This window comes from Xanthomonas sp. NCPPB 2866 (assembly GCF_041475745.2).
Lineage (GTDB): Bacteria > Pseudomonadota > Gammaproteobacteria > Xanthomonadales > Xanthomonadaceae > Xanthomonas > Xanthomonas arboricola.
Genome location: NZ_CM192975.1, coordinates 1,413,002 through 1,433,423 on the forward strand (window position 1 = coordinate 1,413,002; position 20,422 = coordinate 1,433,423).

The following is a 20,422-nucleotide window of genomic DNA, read 5'->3' on the forward strand; positions in this document are numbered from 1 at the left end:
GCCCCAAATGCCAGTCTGACCGGGCGCCTGTGGCGGCCGGATGATGCGTTGCACGGGTGGATCGGGCGGGGCCATGGCCGGCTGGCCGGCAGGTTGACCCCAAACCCCGCCAGCCCGTACAATCCCGCTCCTGTCTGCCCTAGGGCACGTCAGTGCGACCATAATAACTACAGAGGAAAACCTGGTCATGTACGCAGTTCTGGTAACCGGCGGTAAGCAATACCGCGTCGCGCAGGGTGAAACGCTCCGCGTGGAAAAGCTCGATGTCGAAGCTGGCAACGAGATCAAGTTCGACACCGTCCTGATGCTGGGCGATAGCGATGGCATCAAGCTGGGCGATGCGCTGAAGGGCGCCTCGGTCACCGCCAAGGTCGTGGCCCATGGCCGCGCCGACAAGGTGCGCATCATCAAGTTCCGTCGCCGCAAGCACCACATGAAGCGTCAGGGACACCGTCAGCACTACACCGAAATCGAGATCACCGGCATCGCCGGTGGCGATAAGAAGTAAGGAGAACCAGTCATGGCACACAAAAAAGGCGTAGGTTCCTCGCGCAACGGTCGCGATTCCAACCCGAAGTACCTGGGTGTGAAGATCTTCGGTGGCCAGGCCATCGATGCCGGCAACATCATCGTGCGTCAGCGTGGCACCCAGTTCCATCCGGGCGCCGGCGTCGGCCTCGGCCGTGACCACACCCTGTTCGCGCTGGTCGACGGCAAGGTGGAGTTTTCCACCAAGGGCCCGAAGAAGCGTCGCACCGTCAGCGTGGTTGCCGAGGCGTAATCGCCCGCTCCATGCAGGCCAGTCCGTCAGGCATCGCTGCCTGGCGGACGAGACGGAAAGCCCCGCTTTTGCGGGGTTTTTCGTTTGACGGCCGGGAGTGGGGATTCGGGATTGGGGATTCGCAACGGCGGATTTCGAGAGTTCCGATACCGCTGCTTCCTGCTGCTTCCGCGGCCGCCTTGCGGCGTCCTGCGGTGGTGTTACCAATCCCAAATTACGAATCCCAAATCTCATGAAGTTAGTCGACGAAGCAGAAATCCTGGTCAGTGCCGGCAATGGCGGCAATGGCTGTGTCGGCTTTCGCCGCGAGAAGTTCATCCCGCTTGGTGGGCCCGATGGCGGCGACGGCGGTAACGGCGGCAGCGTGTGGATCGTGGCCGACGAGAACGTCAATACGCTGGTCGACTTCCGGCATGAGCGCACCTTCAAGGCGCAGCGCGGCGAAAACGGCATGGGCCGCCAGGCCTACGGCAAGGGCGGCGAAGACCGCATCATCGTGGTGCCGGTCGGCACCGTGGTGATGAACGTGCAGACCGACGAAGTCATCGGCGACCTGACCCAGCATGGCGATCGCCTGCTGGTGGCCAAGGGCGGCAAGGGCGGCCTGGGCAACATGCATTTCAAGAGCTCGGTCAATCGCGCGCCGCGCCAGTCCACCACCGGTGAAGAGGGCGAGGAGCGGTTGCTCAAGCTGGAGCTGAAGCTGCTGGCCGACGTCGGCTTGCTGGGCTTTCCCAATGCGGGCAAGAGCACCCTGATCCGCGCGGTGTCCTCGGCAACCCCGAAGGTGGCCGATTACCCGTTCACCACCCTGTACCCGAATCTGGGCGTGGTCAGTGTCGAGGCATACCGCAGCTTCGTCATCGCCGACGTGCCGGGCCTGATCGAGGGCGCGGCCGACGGTGCCGGGCTGGGCACGCAGTTCCTGCGCCATCTGCAGCGCACCCGTCTGCTGCTGCATCTGGTGGACATTTCGCCGATGGATGGTGGGGTGGAGGCGTCGCCGGTGGATCAGGTGCGCACCATCGAACGCGAGCTGGAGCGCCATGATCCGGAGTTGCTGAAGAAGCCGCGCTGGCTGGTGCTCAACAAGGCCGACCTGATGTTCGAGGACGAGGCCCGCGCTGCGGCCGAGACGATCGTGGCCGAACTCGGCTGGGCCGCGCCGTGGTATCTGGTCTCGGCGCTGGGCCGCGATGGCACCTTCCCGATCATGAAGGACATCATGGCGTTCTTCGACCGTCAGCGCGAGGACGAGCTCGAGGCACGCAATGCCGGCTGAGCGCATGCGCAGGCACACAAAAAACCCGGCCAAGGCCGGGTTTTTCTATGCCACCGCAAGCCAGGCCTGCGGTGATGCCAGCACGGCTCGCTTACGCGGCCTTGATGGCCTTGATGCGAGCGGTCAGGCGGCTCTTGTGACGCGCAGCCTTGTTCTTGTGAATCAGGCCACGGGCGCTGAAACGGTCGAGGATGGGCTGGGCAACGGCGAAAGCAGCTTCGGCGCCTGCAGCATCGTTGGCGTCAAGGGCCTTGATCACCTTCTTGACGGCGGTGCGCAGCATCGAACGCTGGCCCGTGTTGCGCTCATTGCGCACGACGGTCTGCTTGGCGCGCTTCTTGGCGGACTTGATATTGGCCACGGTGGTGGGTTCCTGAAAAATCGGTGTAGTGGAAAAAGCAAGCGGGAAAGTATGATGGGCTTAGTTATGTACGTCAAGTCAGTTGTCAAGAGGGATGCAGCGTGAGCAAGCCCGGCATGTTAAGAGGCCTGCTCTCATTCAGCAGTATGACCATGGTGTCGCGGGTGTTGGGCCTGATCCGCGACCAGGCGATCTCCACCACCTTCGGCGCCAATGCGGTCACCGACGCGTTCTGGGTGGCGTTCCGAATCCCCAATTTCCTGCGTCGGCTATTCGCCGAGGGCTCGTTCGCCACCGCCTTCGTGCCGGTGTTCACCGAGGTCAAGGAGACCCGCCCGCATACCGACCTGCGCGAGCTGATGTCGCGGGTGTCCGGCACGCTCGGCGGCATGTTGCTGCTGATCACCGCGCTGGGGCTGATCTTCACCCCGCAGCTGGCGTCGGTGTTTTCCGATGGCGCGTCCACCGATCCGGATAAATACGGCCTGCTGGTCGATTTGTTGCGGCTGACGTTTCCGTTTCTGTTGTTCGTCTCGTTGACCGCGCTGGCGGGCGGGGCGCTCAACAGCTTCCAGCGGTTTGCGATTCCGGCACTGACGCCGGTGATCCTCAACCTGTGCATGATCGCCGGCGCGCTGTGGCTGGCGCCGCGGCTGGACGTGCCGATCCTGGCGCTGGGCTGGGCGGTGCTGGTGGCCGGGGCGCTGCAGTTGCTGTTTCAGCTGCCGGCCCTGAAGGGCATCGATCTGCTGACGCTGCCGCGCTGGGGCTGGACGCACCCGGATGTGCGCAAGGTGCTGACCCTGATGATTCCGACCCTGTTCGGTTCGTCGATCGCGCAGATCAACCTGATGCTGGACACGGTGATCGCCGCGCGGCTGGCCGACGGCTCGCAGTCGTGGCTGTCGCTGGCCGACCGGTTTCTGGAACTGCCGCTGGGCGTGTTCGGGGTGGCGCTGGGCACGGTCATCCTGCCGGCGCTGGCGCGCCATCACGTCAAGACCGACCGCAGCGCGTTCTCCGGCGCGCTGGACTGGGGGTTCCGCACCACGCTGCTGATCGCGATGCCGGCGATGCTCGGCCTGCTGCTGCTGGCCGAGCCGCTGGTGGCGACCTTGTTCCAGTACCGCCAGTTCACCGCCTTCGATACGCGCATGACCGCGATGTCGGTCTACGGCCTGAGCTTCGGCCTGCCGGCGTACGCCATGCTCAAGGTGTTGTTGCCGGCCTTCTACGCCCGTCAGGACACCCGCACTCCGGTGCGTGCCGGTGTGGCGGCGTTGATCGCCAACATGGTGTTCAACTTCGCGTTGCTGGCGGTGGTCTACCAGATCATGGTGCCGCCCGAGCTCAAGGCGCAGGGCGTGATGCAGGCGCTGGGCAAGCAGCCGGGCCTGCATCTGGCGCTGGGCATCGCCAGCGCACTGTCCAGTTATCTCAACCTGGGTTTGCTGTGGTACTGGCTGGGCAAGTCCGGCGTGTACCAGCGCCGGCCGGGTTGGGCTGGCTATGCGCTGCGCCTGCTGCTGGCATGCGCGGCGATGGTGGCGGTGCTGTTGGGCCTGCTGTGGTGGCTGCCATCGTTCACCGTGATGGACAAGTGGGATCGCATCGGCTGGCTGGTGGTGCTGGTCGGCAGCGGTGGGGCGACCTACCTGGTGGCGCAAGTGGCGCTGGGATTGCGGCCGCGGCATCTGCGCGAGGGCTAGTCGTCCGCCGAGCTGGCCGAGTGGGTGCAGAGCCAGCCGTCATGCACGGTGGGCGGGGCCAATCCCGGGCCGGGAAGGCGCGCAATCGTCTGCCCGCTTCCGGGACGCGGCAGCACAGGCCCGCCCGGGGCCGCGCCCATGCGGATTGACAGGCACGGCTATACTTGCGGGTTATGCATCAACGAGGGTCGGCCGGCAGGCCGGCATCTGTTTGGATCGAGGAATGAGCAGGCTGTTTAGAGACGTCGAGGGCGGGACGCTGTTCCCGCACGGAAGCGTGGTCTGCATCGGCGCCTTCGATGGCCTGCACCTGGGGCATCGGGCATTGGTGCAGCACGCAGTCGCGCGCGCGCGCGCGCTGGGGGGGCCGGCGGTGGCGGTGAGCTTCGAGCCGCTGCCGCGCGAGTTTTTCGCCCCGGCCGCGCCGCCGCCGCGGCTGACCCTGGCCCGCGCCAAGATCGAAGGGCTGCACGGCTTCGGTGCCGACAGCGTGGGCATGATCCGTTTCGACGGTCGCCTGTCGGCGATGAGTGCCGAAGACTTCGTGCGCCTGGCCCTGGTCGGCCGGCTGTGCGCCAAAGAGGTCTGGATCGGCCCGGAGTTCCGTTTCGGCCATCGGCGTGGCGGCGATATCGGCCTGCTGCGCTCGCTTGGTGCGCACTACGGCTTTGCAGCGGGCGAAATCGCGCCGGTGCACCTGCACGGCGAGCGCATCTCGGCCACGCGCATCCGAGAGCTGCTGGGCGCGGGCGAGTTCGCGCACGCCGGGCAATTGCTTGGCCGTCCGTATGCCATCGGCGGGCGGGTGGTGCGCGGCAAGCAGCTCGGCCGCACCCTCGGCTATCCCACCGCCAATCTGCGTTTCCCGCGCACGCCGGCGCTGTCGGGCATTTATGCGACCTGGGTGCATGGCGTAGCCGAGCGGCCGTGGCCGTCGGTCTCGAGCTTTGGCACGCGCCCGACCGTGGCCGGCGTGGAGCCGCTGCTGGAAGCGCATCTGTTCGATTTCCAGGGCGATCTGTATGGCCGGCATATCGAGGTCGAATTCGTCGCCAAGCTGCGCGACGAAGAGAAGTTCGACGGCCTGGACGCGCTGACGGTGCAGATGCATCGAGATGCCGAGCAGGCGCGTGCGGTGTTGGACAGGCACGCAGTTTCTGCAACACATGCGAGTTCCTCGCAACAGCCCGCCTATGATGCGAGTCCCTCGCAAGAGCCCGCACATCCATGTGCGGACTTATTAAAAATCCAGCGCAACGGTAGAGACCTGTGACCCAAGACTACAAAGCCACTCTCCATCTGCCCGCGACGGAATTCCCGATGCGTGGCGACCTGCCCAAGCGCGAGCCGGCGATGCTGGACCGCTGGGAGCGCGAGGGGCTGTACGCGCAACTACGCGCCAATGCGGCAGGGCGCCCGCTGTTCGTGCTGCACGACGGCCCGCCGTATGCCAATGGCCAGATCCATCTGGGCCATGCGGTCAACAAGATCCTCAAGGACATCATCGTCAAGTCGAAGTATCTGGCTGGCTTCGATGCGCCCTACATCCCGGGCTGGGATTGCCACGGCCTGCCGATCGAGATCGCGATCGAGAAAAAGTACGGCAAGGTCGGCGTCAAGCTCGACGCCGCCGAGTTCCGCCAGAAGTGCCGCGAGTACGCCACCGAGCAGATCGATCTGCAGCGCCGCGATTTCAAGCGCCTGGGCGTGATCGGCGATTGGGACAACCCGTACAAGACGCTGGATTTCCGCTTCGAAGCCAACGAGATCCGCGCGCTGGCCAAGGTGGTCGACAACGGCCATCTGACCCGTGGCGTGAAGCCGGTGCACTGGTGCTTCGACTGCGGCTCGGCGCTGGCCGAGGCCGAGATCGAATACGCCGACAAGGTGTCGCCGACGGTGGACATCGCCTATCCGGCGCGCGACCCGGCGGCTGTCGCTGCCGCGTTCGGCGCCAGCCTGCCGGCGGGCGTGGGCGTGGCGGTGCCGATCTGGACCACCACGCCGTGGACACTGCCGGCGTCGCTGGCGGTGAGCCTGGGCGCGGAACTGGACTACGTGCTGGTCGAAGGCCCGGCCGATCGCGGCCAGCCGCGCTGGTTAGTGGTGGCCGAGGCCCTAGCCGGCAAGGCGCTGTCGCGCTATGGCGTGGACACGGTGGTGGTGCACGGCCATGCCAAGGGCGCGGCGCTGGAGCAGATGCTGCTGAACCACCCGTTCTATGCCGAGCGCGAGATTCCGCTGCTGCTGGGCGACCACGTGTCGGCCGAGGACGGTACCGGCGCGGTGCATACCGCACCGGGCCATGGCCAGGAGGACTACCAGGTCTCCAAGCAGTACGGCCTGCTCGAGCGTTACGGCGCTGCGCAGATCAACCCGGTGGACGGGCGCGGCGTGTACCTGCCGTCGACGCCGCCGCTGGGCGACACCGTGCTGGCCGGGCTGCACATCTGGAAGGCCAACGACATCATCATCGAGGGGCTGCGCGATACCGGCGTGTTGCTGGCGGCCAGCAAGATGGAGCACAGCTATCCGCATTGCTGGCGGCACAAGACGCCGATCGCGTTCCGTGCCACGCCGCAGTGGTTCATCTCGATGGAGCAGGCCAACCTGCGCGCCGATGCGCTCAAGGCCATCGACAACGTGCACTGGTATCCGTCCTGGGGCCAGGCGCGAATCGCCGGCATGGTCGACGGTCGTCCGGACTGGACCATCTCGCGCCAGCGCACCTGGGGCGTGCCGATCGCCTTGTTCGTGCATCGCGAAACCGGCGAGCCGCATCCGCGCAGCACCGAGTTGCTGCGCCAGGTCGCCGACCGGGTGGAACTGGGCGGCGTGGACGTGTGGTACACGCTGGATGCGGCCGAACTGCTGGGCGACGAGGCGGCCGATTACGACAAGATCACCGACATCCTGGATGTGTGGTTCGACTCCGGCGTGACCCACGAGGCGGTGCTGGTGGACCGCGGCCTGCCCAAGCCGGCCGACCTGTACCTGGAAGGCTCCGACCAGCACCGTGGCTGGTTCCAGTCCTCGCTGCTGACCGGCGTGGCAATGGACAAGGCGGCGCCGTACAAGCAGTGCCTGACCCACGGCTTCACCGTGGACGAGCACGGCCGCAAGATGTCCAAGTCCCTGGGCAACGGCATCGAGCCGCAGGACATCATGAAGACCCTGGGCGCGGACATCCTGCGCCTGTGGATCGCCTCGGCCGATTACAGCAACGAGATGTCGCTGTCGCAGGAGATCCTCAAGCGCAACGCCGATGCGTATCGCCGCCTGCGCAATACCGCGCGCTTTTTGCTCGGCAACCTGCACGGCTTCGATCCGCTGCAGCACCTGGTGGCGCTGGACGACATGGTGCTGCTGGACCGCTGGATCGTGCACCGCGCGCACGAATTGCAGGAAAAGATCGTTGCCGCGTATGCGCGCTACGACTTTGCCGAAATCGTGCAGGCGCTGCTGAATTTCTGCAGCGTCGACCTGGGCTCGCTGTATCTGGACGTGACCAAGGACCGCCTGTACACGATGGCCGAGGATGCACGCGGCCGCCGCTCGGCGCAGAGCGCGATGTATCACGTGGCCGAGGCGTTCGTGCGCTGGATCGCGCCGGTGCTGAGCTTCACTGCCGAGGAACTGTGGGGCTACCTGCCGGGCAAGCGGGTCGACAACGTGTTGTTCGCCACCTGGTACGACGGCCTGGCGCCGTTGCCGGCCGATGCCGCGCTGAGCAGTGCCGATGTCGACAGGCTGCTGGCCTTGCGCGAGCAGGTGGCCAAGGTGCTGGAGCCGATGCGTGCCAACGGGGCGATCGGCGCGGCGCTGGAAGCGGAGATCACCGTGGCCGCCGATGCGCAGACCGCCGCGCGCTGGCAGCCGCTGGCCGACGAGCTGCGCTTCCTGTTCATCAGTGGCGATGTGACCGTGACCGCGGCCAGCACCGACGACATCTTCGTCAGCGCGCAGCCGACCAGCAAGGCCAAGTGCGTGCGTTGCTGGCACCACCAGGCCAGCGTGGGCAGCGATCCGCGTCACCCGGAACTGTGCAGCCGCTGCGTCAGCAATATCGAAGGCCCCGGCGAGCAACGCCGCTGGTTCTGACGGGGGTGCGTGAAGGCGCGTGGCGGGCAGGTCCTGCCATGCGTTATCGAGACCCCGTACGGGCTGGCGTGCGCCTCTGTCGCGGCATCATGGGCAGGCGCTGGTGCCGGATGACGAGTGCCCCGGCGCTGCATGCATGCCCTTGCTGAAGCGTGGCGCATGCGGCACGGCGGGGCAGGGTAGCCGGCTCCGGTGCCCATGCCATCCTTGCCTGCCTGTCATCCAGCTTTCGTCAGCTTCATCTGCCACCGCCGTCACCTATCGCCATCCAGGCATCTTCTCCGGCGTCGGAGAAGTCACCACCAACTGCGACCTTCCGACATGAGTCAACGCCCCAAACCCTCCGCCCTGATCTGGCTGCTGCTGTCGGCACTCGTGGTCGGGCTGGACCAGTGGAGCAAGGCCTGGGTGCTGTCCAGCCTGCCCGAATACACCCCGGTGCCGGTGATCGACGGCTTCTGGAACTGGTACCGCACCTACAATACCGGCGCGGCCTTCAGCTTCCTGAGCGATGCCGGCGGCTGGCAGCTGTGGTTCTTCACCGCGTTGGCGGTGGGCATCAGCGGCCTGCTGGCGTTCTGGCTGTCGCGCACCGCGCGTGGGCAGTGGCGCAGCGCGCTGCCGTATGCGCTGGTGATCGGCGGGGCGATCGGCAACGTGATCGACCGCCTGATGCACGGCCACGTGGTCGATTTCATCCAGTGGTACATCGGCACCCATACCTGGCCGGCGTTCAACATCGCCGACTCGGCAATCGTGGGCGGCGCCATCGGGATTGCGGTATTCGGTCTGTTCGACACGGCCGGCAAGCAGAAGTCGGAAATCGGGAATCGACGCTGAAGTCGCGGCGCACCGGCGCCGCCCGGTCCCATCCTCCAGTCCCCATTCCCGTAGAATGCCTGCCATGGACGTCCTGCTCGCCAATCCCCGTGGTTTCTGTGCCGGCGTCGACCGTGCGATCGAGATCGTCAAGCGTGCGATCGAAACGCTGGGCGCGCCGATCTATGTGCGCCATGAAGTGGTACACAACCGTTTCGTGGTCGACGACCTCAAACAGCGCGGCGCGGTCTTCGTCGAGGAACTGGACGAGGTGCCCGACAACGCCACGGTGATCTTCAGCGCACACGGCGTCTCGCAGGCGGTGCGTCAGGAGGCCGAGCGCCGCGGGCTCAAGGTGTTCGACGCGACCTGCCCGCTGGTGACCAAGGTGCATTTCGAGGTGGCGCGGCATTGCCGGGCCGGCCGCGACGTGGTGCTGATCGGCCACGCCGGGCATCCGGAAGTGGAAGGCACGATGGGGCAGTGGAGCCGCGAGCGTGGCCCGGGCACGATCTATCTGGTCGAGGACATCGAGCAGGTTGCCACGTTGCAGATCCGCCAGCCGGAGAACCTTGCCTACACCACCCAGACCACGCTATCGGTGGACGACACCATGGGCATCATCGAGGCCCTGCGTGCGCGCTTCCCGGCGATGCAGGGGCCGCGCCACGACGACATCTGCTACGCCACCCAGAACCGCCAGGACGCGGTACGCGATCTTGCGCGCCAGTGCGATCTGGTGCTGGTGGTCGGTTCGCCCAACAGCTCCAATTCCAATCGACTCAGCGAGCTGGCCCGGCGCGACGGGGTGGAGTCCTACCTGATCGACAACGCCGGCGAGATCGACCCGGCCTGGATCGTCGGCAAGCAGCACATCGGCCTGACCGCTGGCGCCTCCGCGCCGCAGGTGCTGGTCGATGGTGTGCTGGCGCGGTTGCGCGAGCTGGGCGCCGAGGGTGTGTCCGAACTGGAAGGCGAGCCGGAATCGATGGTGTTCGCGCTGCCCAAGGAACTGCGGTTGCGTCTGGTCAGCTGACGCCGGGCACGCAGGACTGGCTGAGCCGGCGTCGACTGCCTGCAGCAAGTTGGTGTGCCTCACCGCTGCAGGTGGCCATACCGGCCAGCCACAGCCCGCGTCCGGCGCCGGACATGCCGTCCTCCGCCTGGTGGCGATTGACCCGGCACCGGCTCCGCTCCTACAATTCACGGCTCGCCGGAATAGCTCAGTTGGTAGAGCGGCGCATTCGTAATGCGTAGGTCGTAGGTTCGATTCCTATTTCCGGCACCATCGCTTCAGCACTGGGTCGACCATGGGTCGGCCCAGTTGCGTTTTGGGCCGATCACGCACATCCCGGCGCTGCGCCGCCATATACGCCGCACATCACGCAGGCCGCAATCGATGGCCGCAACCGCATCTTGGCCGCCCTGCGCAGCGCTGCGACAACATGTCGCACAGTTTTGCGCGCATTAATTGCGGCAGATCATTGCCGATGGGTTTCGTGCAGGTGCAGCAAAGTCTAAAATCAGGGAGCTAACTCGTGTCTTCGGTCTGCGTGGCTGCCTTCTCCCGGGAAGCGCGCCGTCAGGACGAGTCCACATGGATACGACGAACGAGGCTGGCGTTCCTTCGCACTTGGATCGACCGATGATTCCGTTGAAACATCTCGGGCGTGTACTTCGTCCAGGCCTGATGCTGCCGTTCCTGCTGTTGGCAGGCTGCAACTCGGCCATTCTCAATCCGAAAGGCCAGATCGGCCACGACGAGAAGCAGCTGCTGATCACCTCGGTCGTGCTGATGCTGATCGTGGTCATCCCGGTGATCGTGATGACGATTGCGTTCGCGTGGAAATACCGCGCGTCCAACACGAAGGCGCGCTACGAGCCGGACTGGTCGCACTCCACCGCCATCGAAGTGGTGGTGTGGTCGATTCCGTGCGTGATCATCCTGGTGCTGGCGGTGCTGACCTGGCGCTCCTCGCATGCGCTGGACCCGTACCGTCCGCTGGATTCGGACGTCAAGCCGATCACCATCGAAGCGGTGTCGCTGGACTGGAAGTGGATGTTCATCTACCCGGACCAGAACATCGCCACGGTCAACGAGATCGCGTTCCCGGTGCATACGCCGCTGAACTTCAAGATCACCTCCGATACGGTGATGAACTCGTTCTTCATCCCGCACCTGGGCACGATGATCTACGCGATGGCCGGCATGGAAACCAAGCTGCACCTGGTGGCCAACGAGCCGGGCGAATACTTCGGCCTGTCGACCAACTACAGCGGTCACGGCTTCTCGAAGATGAGCTTCAAGGCGCATGCGGTCGATCAGGCCGGCTTCGATGCGTGGGTGGCCAAGGTCAAGGCATCGCCGACCGCGTTGAACGCCGCCGAGTACCAGGTGCTGGCCGCCAATCGCAACGACAAGGAACAGTATCCGGTCACCTACTACTCGTCGGTGCAGGACGGCATGTTCCGCTCGCTCGTCGACAAATACATGAATGGTCCGGGCCATAACAAAGGCCATGGCGACCATCAGGCAGCGGCTGCAGAGCCGGTTGCCATGTGCACTTCTGGAGACAAGTGATGCTAGGCAAACTTACGATCGAGGCGGTTCCGTACCACGAGCCGATCATCATGGTCGCACTCGGTGGTGCCGGCCTGCTCGGCCTGCTCATCGCGGGCGCCATCACCAAGTACAAGCTGTGGGGCTACCTGTGGAAGGAGTGGTTCACCTCGGTGGATCACAAGCGCATCGGTGTGATGTACATCATCGTGGCGCTGGTCATGTTGCTGCGCGGCTTCGCCGATGCGGCGATGATGCGCACCCAGCAGGCGCTGGCGGGTAACGGCGGCGAAGGTGTGCTGCCGCCGCATCACTACGACCAGATCTTCACCGCGCACGGCGTGATCATGATCTTCTTCATGGCCATGCCGTTCATGACCGGCCTGTTGAACCTGATCGTGCCGCTGCAGATCGGCGCACGCGACGTGGCGTTCCCGTTCCTGAACTCGCTGAGCTTCTGGCTGTTCGTGGCCGGTGCGGCGCTGATCAACATCTCGCTGGGTGTCGGCGAATTCGCGCAGACCGGCTGGCTGGCCTACCCGCCGTTGTCGGGGCTGGAATACAGTCCGGGCGTAGGTGTCGACTACTACATCTGGGCGTTGCAGGTCTCAGGCCTGGGCACCTTGCTGACCGGCATCAACTTCTTCGTGACGATCATGCGGATGCGCGCACCGGGCATGACCCTGATGCGCATGCCGATCTTCACCTGGACCGCGCTGATCACCAACATCCTGATCATCGCCGCATTCCCGATCCTGACCGTGGCGCTGGCGCTGCTGGGTGCCGACCGTTACCTGGGCACGCACTTCTTCACCAACGACGGTGGCGGCAACGCCATGATGTACGTCAACCTGATCTGGATCTGGGGTCACCCGGAAGTCTATATCCTGATCCTGCCGGCGTTCGGCATCTTCTCCGAGCTGATCGCGACCTACAGCCGCAAGCGCCTGTTCGGCTACACCTCGATGGTCTACGCCACCTCGTGCATCGGCGTGCTGTCGTTCGTGGTGTGGTTGCACCACTTCTTCACCATGGGTTCGGGTGCCAACGTCAATGCCTTCTTCGGCATCACGACGATGATCATCTCGATCCCGACCGGCGTGAAGATCTTCAACTGGCTGTTCACCATGTTCCGCGGTCGTGTGCACATGACCTCGCCGGTGCTGTGGACGATCGGCTTCATCATCACCTTCACCATCGGCGGCATGACCGGCGTGATGCTGGCGATTCCGGCCGTGGACTTCGTGCTGCACAACAGCCTGTTCCTGATCGCGCACTTCCATAACGTGATCATCGGCGGCGTGGTGTTCGGCTACCTGGCCGGCCTGACCTACTGGTTTCCGAAGGCGTTCGGCTTCAAGCTCAACGAGAAGATCGGCAAGGCCTCGTTCTGGTGCTGGATCATCGGCTTCTTCGTGGCCTTCATGCCGCTGTACGTGCTCGGCTTCATGGGCATGACCCGTCGCATGAACACCTACAACCACCCCGAGTGGGCGCCGTGGCTGTACGTCGCTGCGGCCGGTGCTGCGATCATCGGCCTGGGTATCTTCCTGAACCTGGTGCAGATCGGTTACAGCGTGTGGAAGCGCAAGGAGCACATGGACTACACGGGCGATCCGTGGGATGGCCGTACGCTGGAGTGGGCCACCTCCTCGCCGCCGCCGTTCTACAACTTCGCCGTGCTGCCGCACATCGACGACCGCGATCAGTTCTGGGCCGACAAGCAGAACGGCAAGGGCTGGGTGCGTCCGTCCAAGTACGAGGCGATCCACATGCCGCGCAACACCGGGGCAGGCGTGTATATCGGTGCCTTCAGCGTGCTGATGGGCTTCGGTCTGATCTGGCACATCTGGTGGCTGGCCATCATCGGCCTGGTCGGCATGATCGGCAGCTTCATTGCGCGCACCTTCGATGACGACATCGATTACTGGGTGCCGGCCGACGAAGTGGAGCGCATCGAAAACGCGCGCTTTGCCCTGCTCGAACAGCAACATGCGGCGCAGGCCGCGAAGGTGGTATGACCATGTCTTCCTCGACCACGCTTGACCACGCCGCCCACGCGGGCGGCCACGACGACCACGAACATCACGACGCCGGTGGCAACACCGTCTTCGGGTTCTGGGTCTACCTGATGAGCGACTGCCTGCTGTTCGCCGGCCTGTTCGCCACCTATGCGGTGCTCTCGGGCGCCACGGTGGATGGACCGACCGCCAAGGAGCTGTTCGACCTGAAGTTCGTGCTGGTGGAAACCTTCCTGCTGTTGTTCAGCAGCCTGAGCTTCGGCGTTGCGATGATCTCCGCGCACAAGCGCAGCATGACCGGGCTGTACGCCTGGCTGGGCGTCACCGCACTGCTGGGTATCGGCTTCCTGTGCATGGAAGTGTGGGAGTTCAACCACCTGATCCATGAAGGGGCGGGTCCGGGGCGCAGCGCGTTCCTGTCGGCCTTCTTCACCCTGGTGGGCACGCACGGCCTGCACGTGGCCTCCGGTCTGTTGTGGATGGCAGTGCTGGTGATCCAGATCTCCAAGAACGGCCTGACCCCGCGCAACAGCACGCGTCTGGCCTGCCTGAGCCTGTTCTGGCATTTCCTGGACATCATCTGGATCGGTGTGTTCACCGTCGTCTACCTGCTGGGAGCGCTGTAATGGCCAATCACCACGCGCATGAAACCGCTGCCGACGCACATGCCGGCGGCCTGAAGTCCTACCTGATCGGCTTTGTGATGGCCGTGATCCTCACCGTCATCCCGTTTGCGATGGTGATGAGCGGGGCGTTCTCCAAGGGCGTCACCGTCATCGTGATCTCGCTGATGGCGGCGGTGCAGATGCTGGTGCACATGGTGTACTTCCTGCACATGGATCGCTCGCCCGAGCAGCGCTCCAACGTGCAGGTGGGCCTGTTCTCGCTGCTGATCATCGGCATCGTGATCGTCGGCTCGCTGTGGGTGCTGCACAACATGAACGTCAACATGATGCATTGAGACGGCGCTGTGCCGGATTACGGCACGCCGGATCCAAGCATGCTGGACAAAAAGCCGCCGGGTCACCGGCGGCTTTTTTGTGTGTGAATCGCTGCGCAGCATGACCTATGGCATACGGGGAAGCGCGGGCAGGCGCTTAGCATCGTGGGCTTGCCTGTTCCAGGTCCCTGCGGAGTTGCGATGAAGATCCCCACCTTGTTGTCCGTGTCGTTGCTGGCGGCACTGTCGTTGCCTGCGGCCGCACAAACTGCCGCGCCGCAGGACGTGCCGTTCGACGGCACCTTGAAGATCGACGTCGATGCCACCGATCTGGCCCATCGCATCTTCAAGGTCAAAACCAGCATGCCGGCCCGGCCGGGCCCGATGACGCTGCTGTATCCGCAGTGGATTCCCGGCAATCACTCGCCGACCGGGCCGATCGACAAGCTCGCCGGTCTGGTGATCAAGGTCGATGGCAAGGTGGTGCCGTGGAAGCGCGACCAGTTCGATGTGTACGCCTTCACCGTAGACGTGCCGCAGGGCGCCAGCGAGCTGGTGGCCGAGTTCAAGTTCCTCTCGCCGCAGGCCCCCAACCAGGGCCGGGTGATGATGACTCCGGAGATGCTCAACCTGCAGTGGAACACCACGGCGCTGTATCCGGCCGGCGTCTTCGCACGCAACATCAAGGCCCAGGCCAGCGTCACATTGCCAGCCGGCTGGAGCTATGCCACGGCGCTGGAGACCGACCGCCGGGTTGGCGACACGGTGACCTTCAAGCCGATCGACTTCGACGATCTGGTCGACTCGCCGATGTTCGCCGGCAAGTACTACAAGCGCGTGGAGCTGAGCGGCGGCAAGCAGCCGGTCTACCTCAACGTGTTCGCCGACGAAGCCAAGTCGCTGGAGGCCAAGCCCGAGCAGATCAAGGCGCATGCGTCGCTGGTGCAGCAGATGGACAAGCTCTACGGCGCGCGGCATTTCGACCACTACGAATTCCTGCTGGCGCTGACCAAGAAGTTGGGCGGCATCGGCCTGGAGCATCATCGCTCCAGCGAAAACAGCGGCGTGCCGACCTACTTCACCGAGTGGGACAAGAGCTGGACCGGCCGCGACCTGCTCGCGCACGAGTTCAACCATTCCTGGAACGGCAAGTACCGCCGTGGCGCCGACCTGGCCACGCCCAACTTCAACGTGCCGATGGGCGACAGCCTGCTGTGGCTGTACGAAGGCCAGACCCAGTTCTGGGGCGAAGTGATGGCAGCGCGTTCGGGCCTGTGGACGCAGGATCAGGCGCGCGAGATGCTGGCCGGCGTGGCGGCGAACTACGAGCGCGGTCGCCCCGGCATGGCCTGGCGCACCGTGCAGGACACCACCAACGACCCGACCATGTCGATGCGCCGGCCCAAGGCCTACCGTAGCTATCAGATGGCCGAAGACTATTACTCCGGCGGCCAGATGATGTGGCTGGAAGTGGACAGCAAGCTGCGCGCGCTGACCAACAACAAGCGTTCCATCGACGATTTCGGCAAGGCCTTCTTCGGCATGAAGAACGGCGACTGGGACGTCAACCCGTACACCTTCGACGACATCGTCGCCACGCTCAATGGCATCGCCGCCTACGACTGGGCGAGCCTGTTGCGCAGCCGCATGGACGGGCATGGCTCCTTGAACGGCGGTATCGAAGCCAACGGCTGGAAGCTGGTCTATAACGAGGAGCCGAACCTGGCCACCAAGGCCGACGAGAGCGACGACAAGGACGCCAGCCTGACCTATTCGCTTGGCGTGTCCCTGAAGGCCTCAGGCGATATCGGCGATGTGCTGTGGGACGGCCCGGCCTTCAATGCCGGCCTGATCGCCGGCAACACCATCGTGGCGGTCAACGGCCGCGCCTTCAGCAGTGAGGTGATCAAGGACGCGATCAAGGCGGCCAAGGGCACCACCGCGCCGATCGAACTGCTGGTCAAGCGCCTGGACCGCTACGACACCGTGCGCATCGATTACCACGGCGGCCTGCTGTATCCGCATCTGGAACGCATCCCCGGCAAGCCGGATCGCCTGAGCGAGTTGTACAAGCCGCGCTGAGTGGCAGCCGCCCGCTCGCAGCCGTTGAAGCGGGCAATGGCAAGACCTGGAGCTGCATGACCGGCTGCGATCGATCATGCGGCTCCAGACGCTGGTTCTGGTCGGTATCGATGCCGACCGACCAGAAGACAGCGCGCCAGCCAAACGCTCGGCGCCATCGATGTCCGAGTGAAAACGCAGCAGCAGGAATGCGCGGTTGCATCCATTCCAGCGCCGCCGCAGCCTGGCCGATTCCCGATTCCCGATTCCCGATTCCCGAATCCCGAATCCCGAATCCCGAATCCCGAGCCAGCGTCGCGCATCCTGAGACCGACGCCGACTATCCTGTCGCTCCAGAAGCGATTGGTTAACTGACGATGGCGAAGGCGAAAACGGCCTATGTCTGCGGCGAGTGCGGCGCCGAATACAACAAGTGGCAGGGGCAATGCACCGAGTGCGGGGTGTGGAACACGCTCAGCGAGATCGTGCTCGAAAGCGCCACGCCCGGCGGCAAGGCCTCGCCTGCGGCATCGCGGCGTAGCGGCTGGGCCGGCAAGGCCGAGGCGCCCAAGATCACCGCGCTCAAGGACGTGCAGCAGTCCGAGCAGGCGCGCGTGTCCACCGGCATTGGCGAGTTCGATCGGGTGCTGGGCGGCGGCCTGGTCGAAGGCGCGGTGGTGCTGATCGGTGGCGACCCCGGCATCGGCAAGTCGACGCTGTTGCTGCAGGCGCTAGCGAGCATGGCCAGCACGCTGCCGGTGCTGTACGTCACCGGCGAGGAATCGCTGGCACAGGTGGCCGGGCGCGCGGTGCGGCTGGATCTGCCGTTGGAGGGCCTGAACGCGCTGGCCGAAACCGGCATCGAAAACATCCTGCAGCATGCCAGCGTGGCGCGGCCGAAGCTGATCGTGGCCGACTCGGTACAGACGCTGTGGACCGAATCGCTGACCGCAGCGCCGGGCTCGGTCAGCCAGGTACGCGAGAGTGCGGCGCGGCTGGTGCGTTATGCCAAGGAGACCGGCACCGCGGTGTTTCTGGTCGGCCATGTGACCAAGGAAGGCGGCATCGCCGGCCCGCGCGTGCTCGAGCATATGGTCGATGCGGTGCTGTACTTCGAAGGCGAGAGCGGGAGCCGGTTCCGGCTGTTGCGCGCGTTCAAGAACCGCTTCGGTGCGGTCAACGAGCTGGGCGTGTTCGCGATGGGCGAGAAGGGCCTCAAGGAGGTCTCCAACCCGTCGGCGATCTTCCTGTCCGGTGGCAGCACCCAGCAACCGGGCAGCTGCGTGATGGTTACCCGCGAAGGCACCCGGCCGCTGATGGTGGAGGTGCAGGCGCTGGTGGACGCCTCGCCGCTGTCCAATCCGCGGCGCGTGGCAGTGGGTCTGGAGCAGAACCGGCTGGCGATGCTGCTGGCGGTGCTGCACCGCCATGGCGGCATCGTGGTGGGCGACCAGGACGTGTTCGTCAATGTGGTCGGCGGCATCCGTGTGCAGGAAACCGCTGCCGATCTGCCGGTGCTGCTGGCAGTGCTGTCCTCGCTGCGTGACCGGCCGCTGTCCGAGAAGACCATCGCCTTTGGCGAGGTGGGGCTGTCCGGCGAGATCCGGCCGGTGCCCAACGGCGAGGACCGTCTGAAAGAGGCCGCCACCCACGGCTTCAAGCGCGCGATCGTGCCCAAGGCCAACGCGCCCAAGACCACCAGCATCAAGGGCATGGAGATCGTCGCGGTGGAGCGGCTGAGCCAGGCGCTGGAAGCGGCCGCCGAGTGATACCGGTGCGGTAGGGGGAGCGACTGTCTTAGGGGCGTCGCTCTGCACGCGATGAGCTGACCCCGCACCCCGTGCAGTGGGCGACATTGCCGCCTGCGCCATGCCGGAATGACATCAATGAAGTTTCGGGCTGGCCGCCCCCAGCTCAGGTGACCGTCCGTCGGCCAGCAGGTCGCGATCCGCCATTCGTCGATAAGAAAACGTTTTCAGCGCAGAGCGGCTATGGCAACATGCGCGGCCCGTTGCACTGTGCACCGGATCACGGACAGCGCTCACTGCGCGTTATCAGGAGAAAACACGATGGAATGGATGTTGTTGCCACTCAAGCGCTACGCCGACTTCAATGGCCGCTCGCGCCGCAAGGAATATTGGATGTTCATGCTGCTGCAGGCGATCGTCCTGCTGGTGTTGGGCGGCCTGTTCGGCATCGCGGCTGCACTGACGGGCGGCGAGAACGGTCCTGGTGCACTGGCGTGGCTGGTCGCTGCCGTCATGGGGATCGTGGTGCTGGCATTGATTGTGCCGAGCATTGCAGTGACCGTGCGTCGCTTGCACGACCAGGGCAAGTCGGGCTGGTTCTATCTGATCAGCCTGGTGCCTTATGTGGGCGGCTTCATCGTGCTGGTCTTCATGTGCCTGGAAGGCACGCCCGGCCCGAACGAGTACGGCGAGAATCCCAAGCAGTAACCAGGTGCAAGGCCTGATCGAACAATGGCGCGGAGACTTCTCCGCGCCATTGTCGTTTCTGGAGATGTACGGTTGGCGCAGGCTGACCAACAACACGCGTGCGTTTGAGTGCCGGATTCGGCTCGATTGATGCGTTCTTCAACTGCCGGCAAAAACTTGGACGTCCTGCCAGGGTGTAGGAAGCAGTCGACCGGCAATGCGCCAAGCTCTATTTGTATATTCAATACATTATTGAACTATTAACTGGGTGCGTTTCCACTCAACATGGAGCCGGCGAACAAGCTCTGCCAGTTAATGCCTGACCAGATCAACGCATGGCAACGGCCGATTCACTGCCATGCAGGCGCCGGTAGCAGATAGCAAGCGCAAGTCGCCGCGCTTCGCTCTTGCAGGGCCGCAACGGTCAACAAGCCGCAGCATGATGGCCGGTGCTGGGGCTGACGACCTTGCCGGGCGTCGGTGCGTCCTTGTCCTGCAGGGCAAGTTCCAGCTTGTACCCATGCGAATACACGGTTCTGATGCGCACCACGCCGCTGTGATTGCACAGCTGCAGCTTCTTGCGCAGCTTGTAGATGTGTTGCTCCATCGTGCGGTCGGTGAACTCGGTGTGGCTACCCCACACCGCCTTGGCCAACTGGCAGCGGCGGAAACACACGCCGGGGCTGGAAAACAGCAGCCAAGCGATCGAGAACTCGCGTGCGGTCAACACGATCGGCTTGCCGTGCAGGTATACGGTATTTTCGTCGCGGATCAGCTGGTAGGGGCCCACACTCAGCTGTTGGCTCTCGGGGCACGCCTCGGCCACCGGCGACAGCGCCAATGCTGCGCGCACATGCAGCTCGTGGGAATTGAAGGGAAGGGCGAGTACATCGTGTGCGCCAGCGCGGTACCAGGACAGGATGTCGTGGGCACAGTCGAAACGCCCCAGCACGATCAGCGGCGTGGGATGGCCGCTGTGGCAGCGTTGCCAGGCCAGCAATGAGCTGTCGTCCGACGCGACGCAGGTCGCATCGAAGATCAACAGCTCGCAAGGGGAATGCCGCAGCGAGCGCAGAAGTTCGAGTTCATCGGAAAACACCGCAAAACTCGGGGCCAGCGGTGCGAGGCTCGCGTTGACCTGCGATGCCAGACGCGCGTCCTGCGTCAACAGGAAAGCCGATCCGTGCTTGCCGGGAAGGTTGCCGTGCATCAGCCGGCCTTCCCATGTCTGCACACGTACCAGGCGTACGTCGGATGCCTGTTGCGGACAGCAGGCGCCAATACAAAACCCACATGTAGAGATAAGTGCATCGCCATCGCCTTTGGCTGCCGGAGGATCCGACCTAGGGTCG

Annotated in this window: 17 protein-coding genes and 1 tRNA gene; 16 read left to right on the plus strand and 2 right to left on the minus strand. The window is 64.6% G+C overall.

Features of this window, described 5'->3' with window-relative positions; translation table 11 throughout:
• Positions 1 to 187: 187 nt before the first annotated feature.
• The 3 genes from rplU (at position 188) to obgE (ending at position 2,063) form a co-directional block, all read left to right on the plus strand.
• Positions 188 to 508, plus strand: coding sequence for a 50S ribosomal protein L21 (rplU, locus tag ACCQ04_RS06100; RefSeq protein WP_046342025.1), 321 nt, complete (start codon positions 188 to 190; stop codon positions 506 to 508).
• Positions 509 to 520: 12 nt separating this feature from the next.
• A complete protein-coding gene (rpmA, locus tag ACCQ04_RS06105; RefSeq protein WP_003484326.1) occupies positions 521 to 781 on the plus strand; it encodes a 50S ribosomal protein L27 in 261 nt (86 codons plus the stop codon).
• A gap of 232 nt (positions 782 to 1,013) precedes the next feature.
• The gene (gene obgE, locus ACCQ04_RS06110; protein ID WP_104624164.1) at positions 1,014 to 2,063 is read left to right on the plus strand and encodes a GTPase ObgE; all 1,050 of its coding nucleotides are present in this window, start codon (positions 1,014 to 1,016) and stop codon (positions 2,061 to 2,063) included.
• 91 nt (positions 2,064 to 2,154) lie between these two features.
• Here the strand turns inward: obgE and rpsT are convergent, their stop codons facing one another.
• A complete protein-coding gene (rpsT, locus tag ACCQ04_RS06115; RefSeq protein ID WP_002807888.1) occupies positions 2,155 to 2,424 on the minus strand; it encodes a 30S ribosomal protein S20 in 270 nt (89 codons plus the stop codon).
• Between the two features lie 116 nt (positions 2,425 to 2,540).
• On the opposite strand from rpsT, the gene murJ reads away from it, so the two are divergent.
• The 13 genes from murJ (at position 2,541) to ACCQ04_RS06180 (ending at position 19,091) form a co-directional block, all read left to right on the plus strand.
• Positions 2,541 to 4,133: a murein biosynthesis integral membrane protein MurJ gene (gene murJ, locus ACCQ04_RS06120; RefSeq protein ID WP_226426673.1), complete on the plus strand. Its 1,593-nt coding sequence runs from the start codon at positions 2,541 to 2,543 to the stop codon at positions 4,131 to 4,133.
• A 223-nt stretch (positions 4,134 to 4,356) separates the two neighbouring features.
• A complete protein-coding gene (locus ACCQ04_RS06125; protein ID WP_226426672.1) occupies positions 4,357 to 5,406 on the plus strand; it encodes a bifunctional riboflavin kinase/FAD synthetase in 1,050 nt (349 codons plus the stop codon).
• On the plus strand, positions 5,403 to 8,234 hold the full coding sequence (gene ileS / locus ACCQ04_RS06130; protein ID WP_226426671.1) for an isoleucine--tRNA ligase: 2,832 nt from the start codon (positions 5,403 to 5,405) through the stop codon (positions 8,232 to 8,234). Before ACCQ04_RS06125 ends, ileS begins: the two co-directional genes overlap by 4 nt.
• Before the next feature lie 321 nt (positions 8,235 to 8,555).
• Complete coding sequence (lspA, locus tag ACCQ04_RS06135; RefSeq protein WP_046342029.1) at positions 8,556 to 9,074, plus strand: signal peptidase II; 519 nt, start codon at positions 8,556 to 8,558, stop codon at positions 9,072 to 9,074.
• A 64-nt stretch (positions 9,075 to 9,138) separates the two neighbouring features.
• The gene (gene ispH, locus ACCQ04_RS06140; protein WP_016901719.1) at positions 9,139 to 10,089 is read left to right on the plus strand and encodes a 4-hydroxy-3-methylbut-2-enyl diphosphate reductase; all 951 of its coding nucleotides are present in this window, start codon (positions 9,139 to 9,141) and stop codon (positions 10,087 to 10,089) included.
• Positions 10,090 to 10,265: 176 nt separating this feature from the next.
• A tRNA-Thr gene (locus ACCQ04_RS06145) sits at positions 10,266 to 10,341 on the plus strand.
• 357 nt (positions 10,342 to 10,698) lie between these two features.
• Positions 10,699 to 11,634: a ubiquinol oxidase subunit II gene (gene cyoA, locus ACCQ04_RS06150; RefSeq protein ID WP_024940071.1), complete on the plus strand. Its 936-nt coding sequence runs from the start codon at positions 10,699 to 10,701 to the stop codon at positions 11,632 to 11,634.
• Entirely contained in the window at positions 11,634 to 13,634 is a 2,001-nt protein-coding gene (gene cyoB / locus ACCQ04_RS06155) for a cytochrome o ubiquinol oxidase subunit I (RefSeq protein WP_039511404.1), read from the plus strand. Before cyoA ends, cyoB begins: the two co-directional genes overlap by 1 nt.
• Positions 13,631 to 14,260 (plus strand): cytochrome o ubiquinol oxidase subunit III, encoded by a 630-nt coding sequence (gene cyoC / locus ACCQ04_RS06160; protein WP_006450194.1) that lies wholly within the window; start codon positions 13,631 to 13,633, stop codon positions 14,258 to 14,260. Before cyoB ends, cyoC begins: the two co-directional genes overlap by 4 nt.
• Positions 14,260 to 14,595, plus strand: a complete 336-nt coding sequence (gene cyoD, locus ACCQ04_RS06165; RefSeq protein ID WP_006450195.1) for a cytochrome o ubiquinol oxidase subunit IV — start codon at positions 14,260 to 14,262, stop codon at positions 14,593 to 14,595. Before cyoC ends, cyoD begins: the two co-directional genes overlap by 1 nt.
• A 180-nt stretch (positions 14,596 to 14,775) precedes the next feature.
• Complete coding sequence (locus tag ACCQ04_RS06170) at positions 14,776 to 16,656, plus strand: M61 family metallopeptidase (RefSeq protein WP_167762907.1); 1,881 nt, start codon at positions 14,776 to 14,778, stop codon at positions 16,654 to 16,656.
• 356 nt (positions 16,657 to 17,012) lie between these two features.
• The gene (gene radA / locus ACCQ04_RS06175; protein ID WP_016901522.1) at positions 17,013 to 18,404 is read left to right on the plus strand and encodes a DNA repair protein RadA; all 1,392 of its coding nucleotides are present in this window, start codon (positions 17,013 to 17,015) and stop codon (positions 18,402 to 18,404) included.
• A gap of 300 nt (positions 18,405 to 18,704) precedes the next feature.
• Positions 18,705 to 19,091 (plus strand): DUF805 domain-containing protein, encoded by a 387-nt coding sequence (locus tag ACCQ04_RS06180; RefSeq protein WP_226426670.1) that lies wholly within the window; start codon positions 18,705 to 18,707, stop codon positions 19,089 to 19,091.
• A gap of 403 nt (positions 19,092 to 19,494) precedes the next feature.
• On the opposite strand, the gene ACCQ04_RS06185 is transcribed toward ACCQ04_RS06180, so the two are convergent.
• Entirely contained in the window at positions 19,495 to 20,280 is a 786-nt protein-coding gene (locus ACCQ04_RS06185) for a winged helix-turn-helix domain-containing protein (RefSeq protein WP_226426669.1), read from the minus strand.
• Positions 20,281 to 20,422 lie beyond the last annotated feature (142 nt).

Bases quoted from the DNA above. Each gene is read 5' to 3' on its own strand.
- radA (WP_016901522.1), top strand. From the start codon at position 17,013: ATGGCGAAGGCGAAAACGGCCTATGTCTGCGGCGAGTGCGGCGCCGAA.
- ACCQ04_RS06125 (WP_226426672.1), top strand. From the start codon at position 4,357: ATGAGCAGGCTGTTTAGAGACGTCGAGGGCGGGACGCTGTTCCCGCAC.
- ACCQ04_RS06185 (WP_226426669.1), bottom strand. From the start codon at position 20,280: ATGCACGGCAACCTTCCCGGCAAGCACGGATCGGCTTTCCTGTTGACG.
- murJ (WP_226426673.1), top strand. From the start codon at position 2,541: ATGTTAAGAGGCCTGCTCTCATTCAGCAGTATGACCATGGTGTCGCGG.
- ispH (WP_016901719.1), top strand. From the start codon at position 9,139: ATGGACGTCCTGCTCGCCAATCCCCGTGGTTTCTGTGCCGGCGTCGAC.
- cyoA (WP_024940071.1), top strand. From the start codon at position 10,699: ATGATTCCGTTGAAACATCTCGGGCGTGTACTTCGTCCAGGCCTGATG.
- lspA (WP_046342029.1), top strand. From the start codon at position 8,556: ATGAGTCAACGCCCCAAACCCTCCGCCCTGATCTGGCTGCTGCTGTCG.
- ACCQ04_RS06180 (WP_226426670.1), top strand. From the start codon at position 18,705: ATGGAATGGATGTTGTTGCCACTCAAGCGCTACGCCGACTTCAATGGC.
- cyoD (WP_006450195.1), top strand. From the start codon at position 14,260: ATGGCCAATCACCACGCGCATGAAACCGCTGCCGACGCACATGCCGGC.
- cyoB (WP_039511404.1), top strand. From the start codon at position 11,634: ATGCTAGGCAAACTTACGATCGAGGCGGTTCCGTACCACGAGCCGATC.
- rpmA (WP_003484326.1), top strand. From the start codon at position 521: ATGGCACACAAAAAAGGCGTAGGTTCCTCGCGCAACGGTCGCGATTCC.
- cyoC (WP_006450194.1), top strand. From the start codon at position 13,631: ATGACCATGTCTTCCTCGACCACGCTTGACCACGCCGCCCACGCGGGC.
- rplU (WP_046342025.1), top strand. From the start codon at position 188: ATGTACGCAGTTCTGGTAACCGGCGGTAAGCAATACCGCGTCGCGCAG.
- ACCQ04_RS06170 (WP_167762907.1), top strand. From the start codon at position 14,776: ATGAAGATCCCCACCTTGTTGTCCGTGTCGTTGCTGGCGGCACTGTCG.
- obgE (WP_104624164.1), top strand. From the start codon at position 1,014: ATGAAGTTAGTCGACGAAGCAGAAATCCTGGTCAGTGCCGGCAATGGC.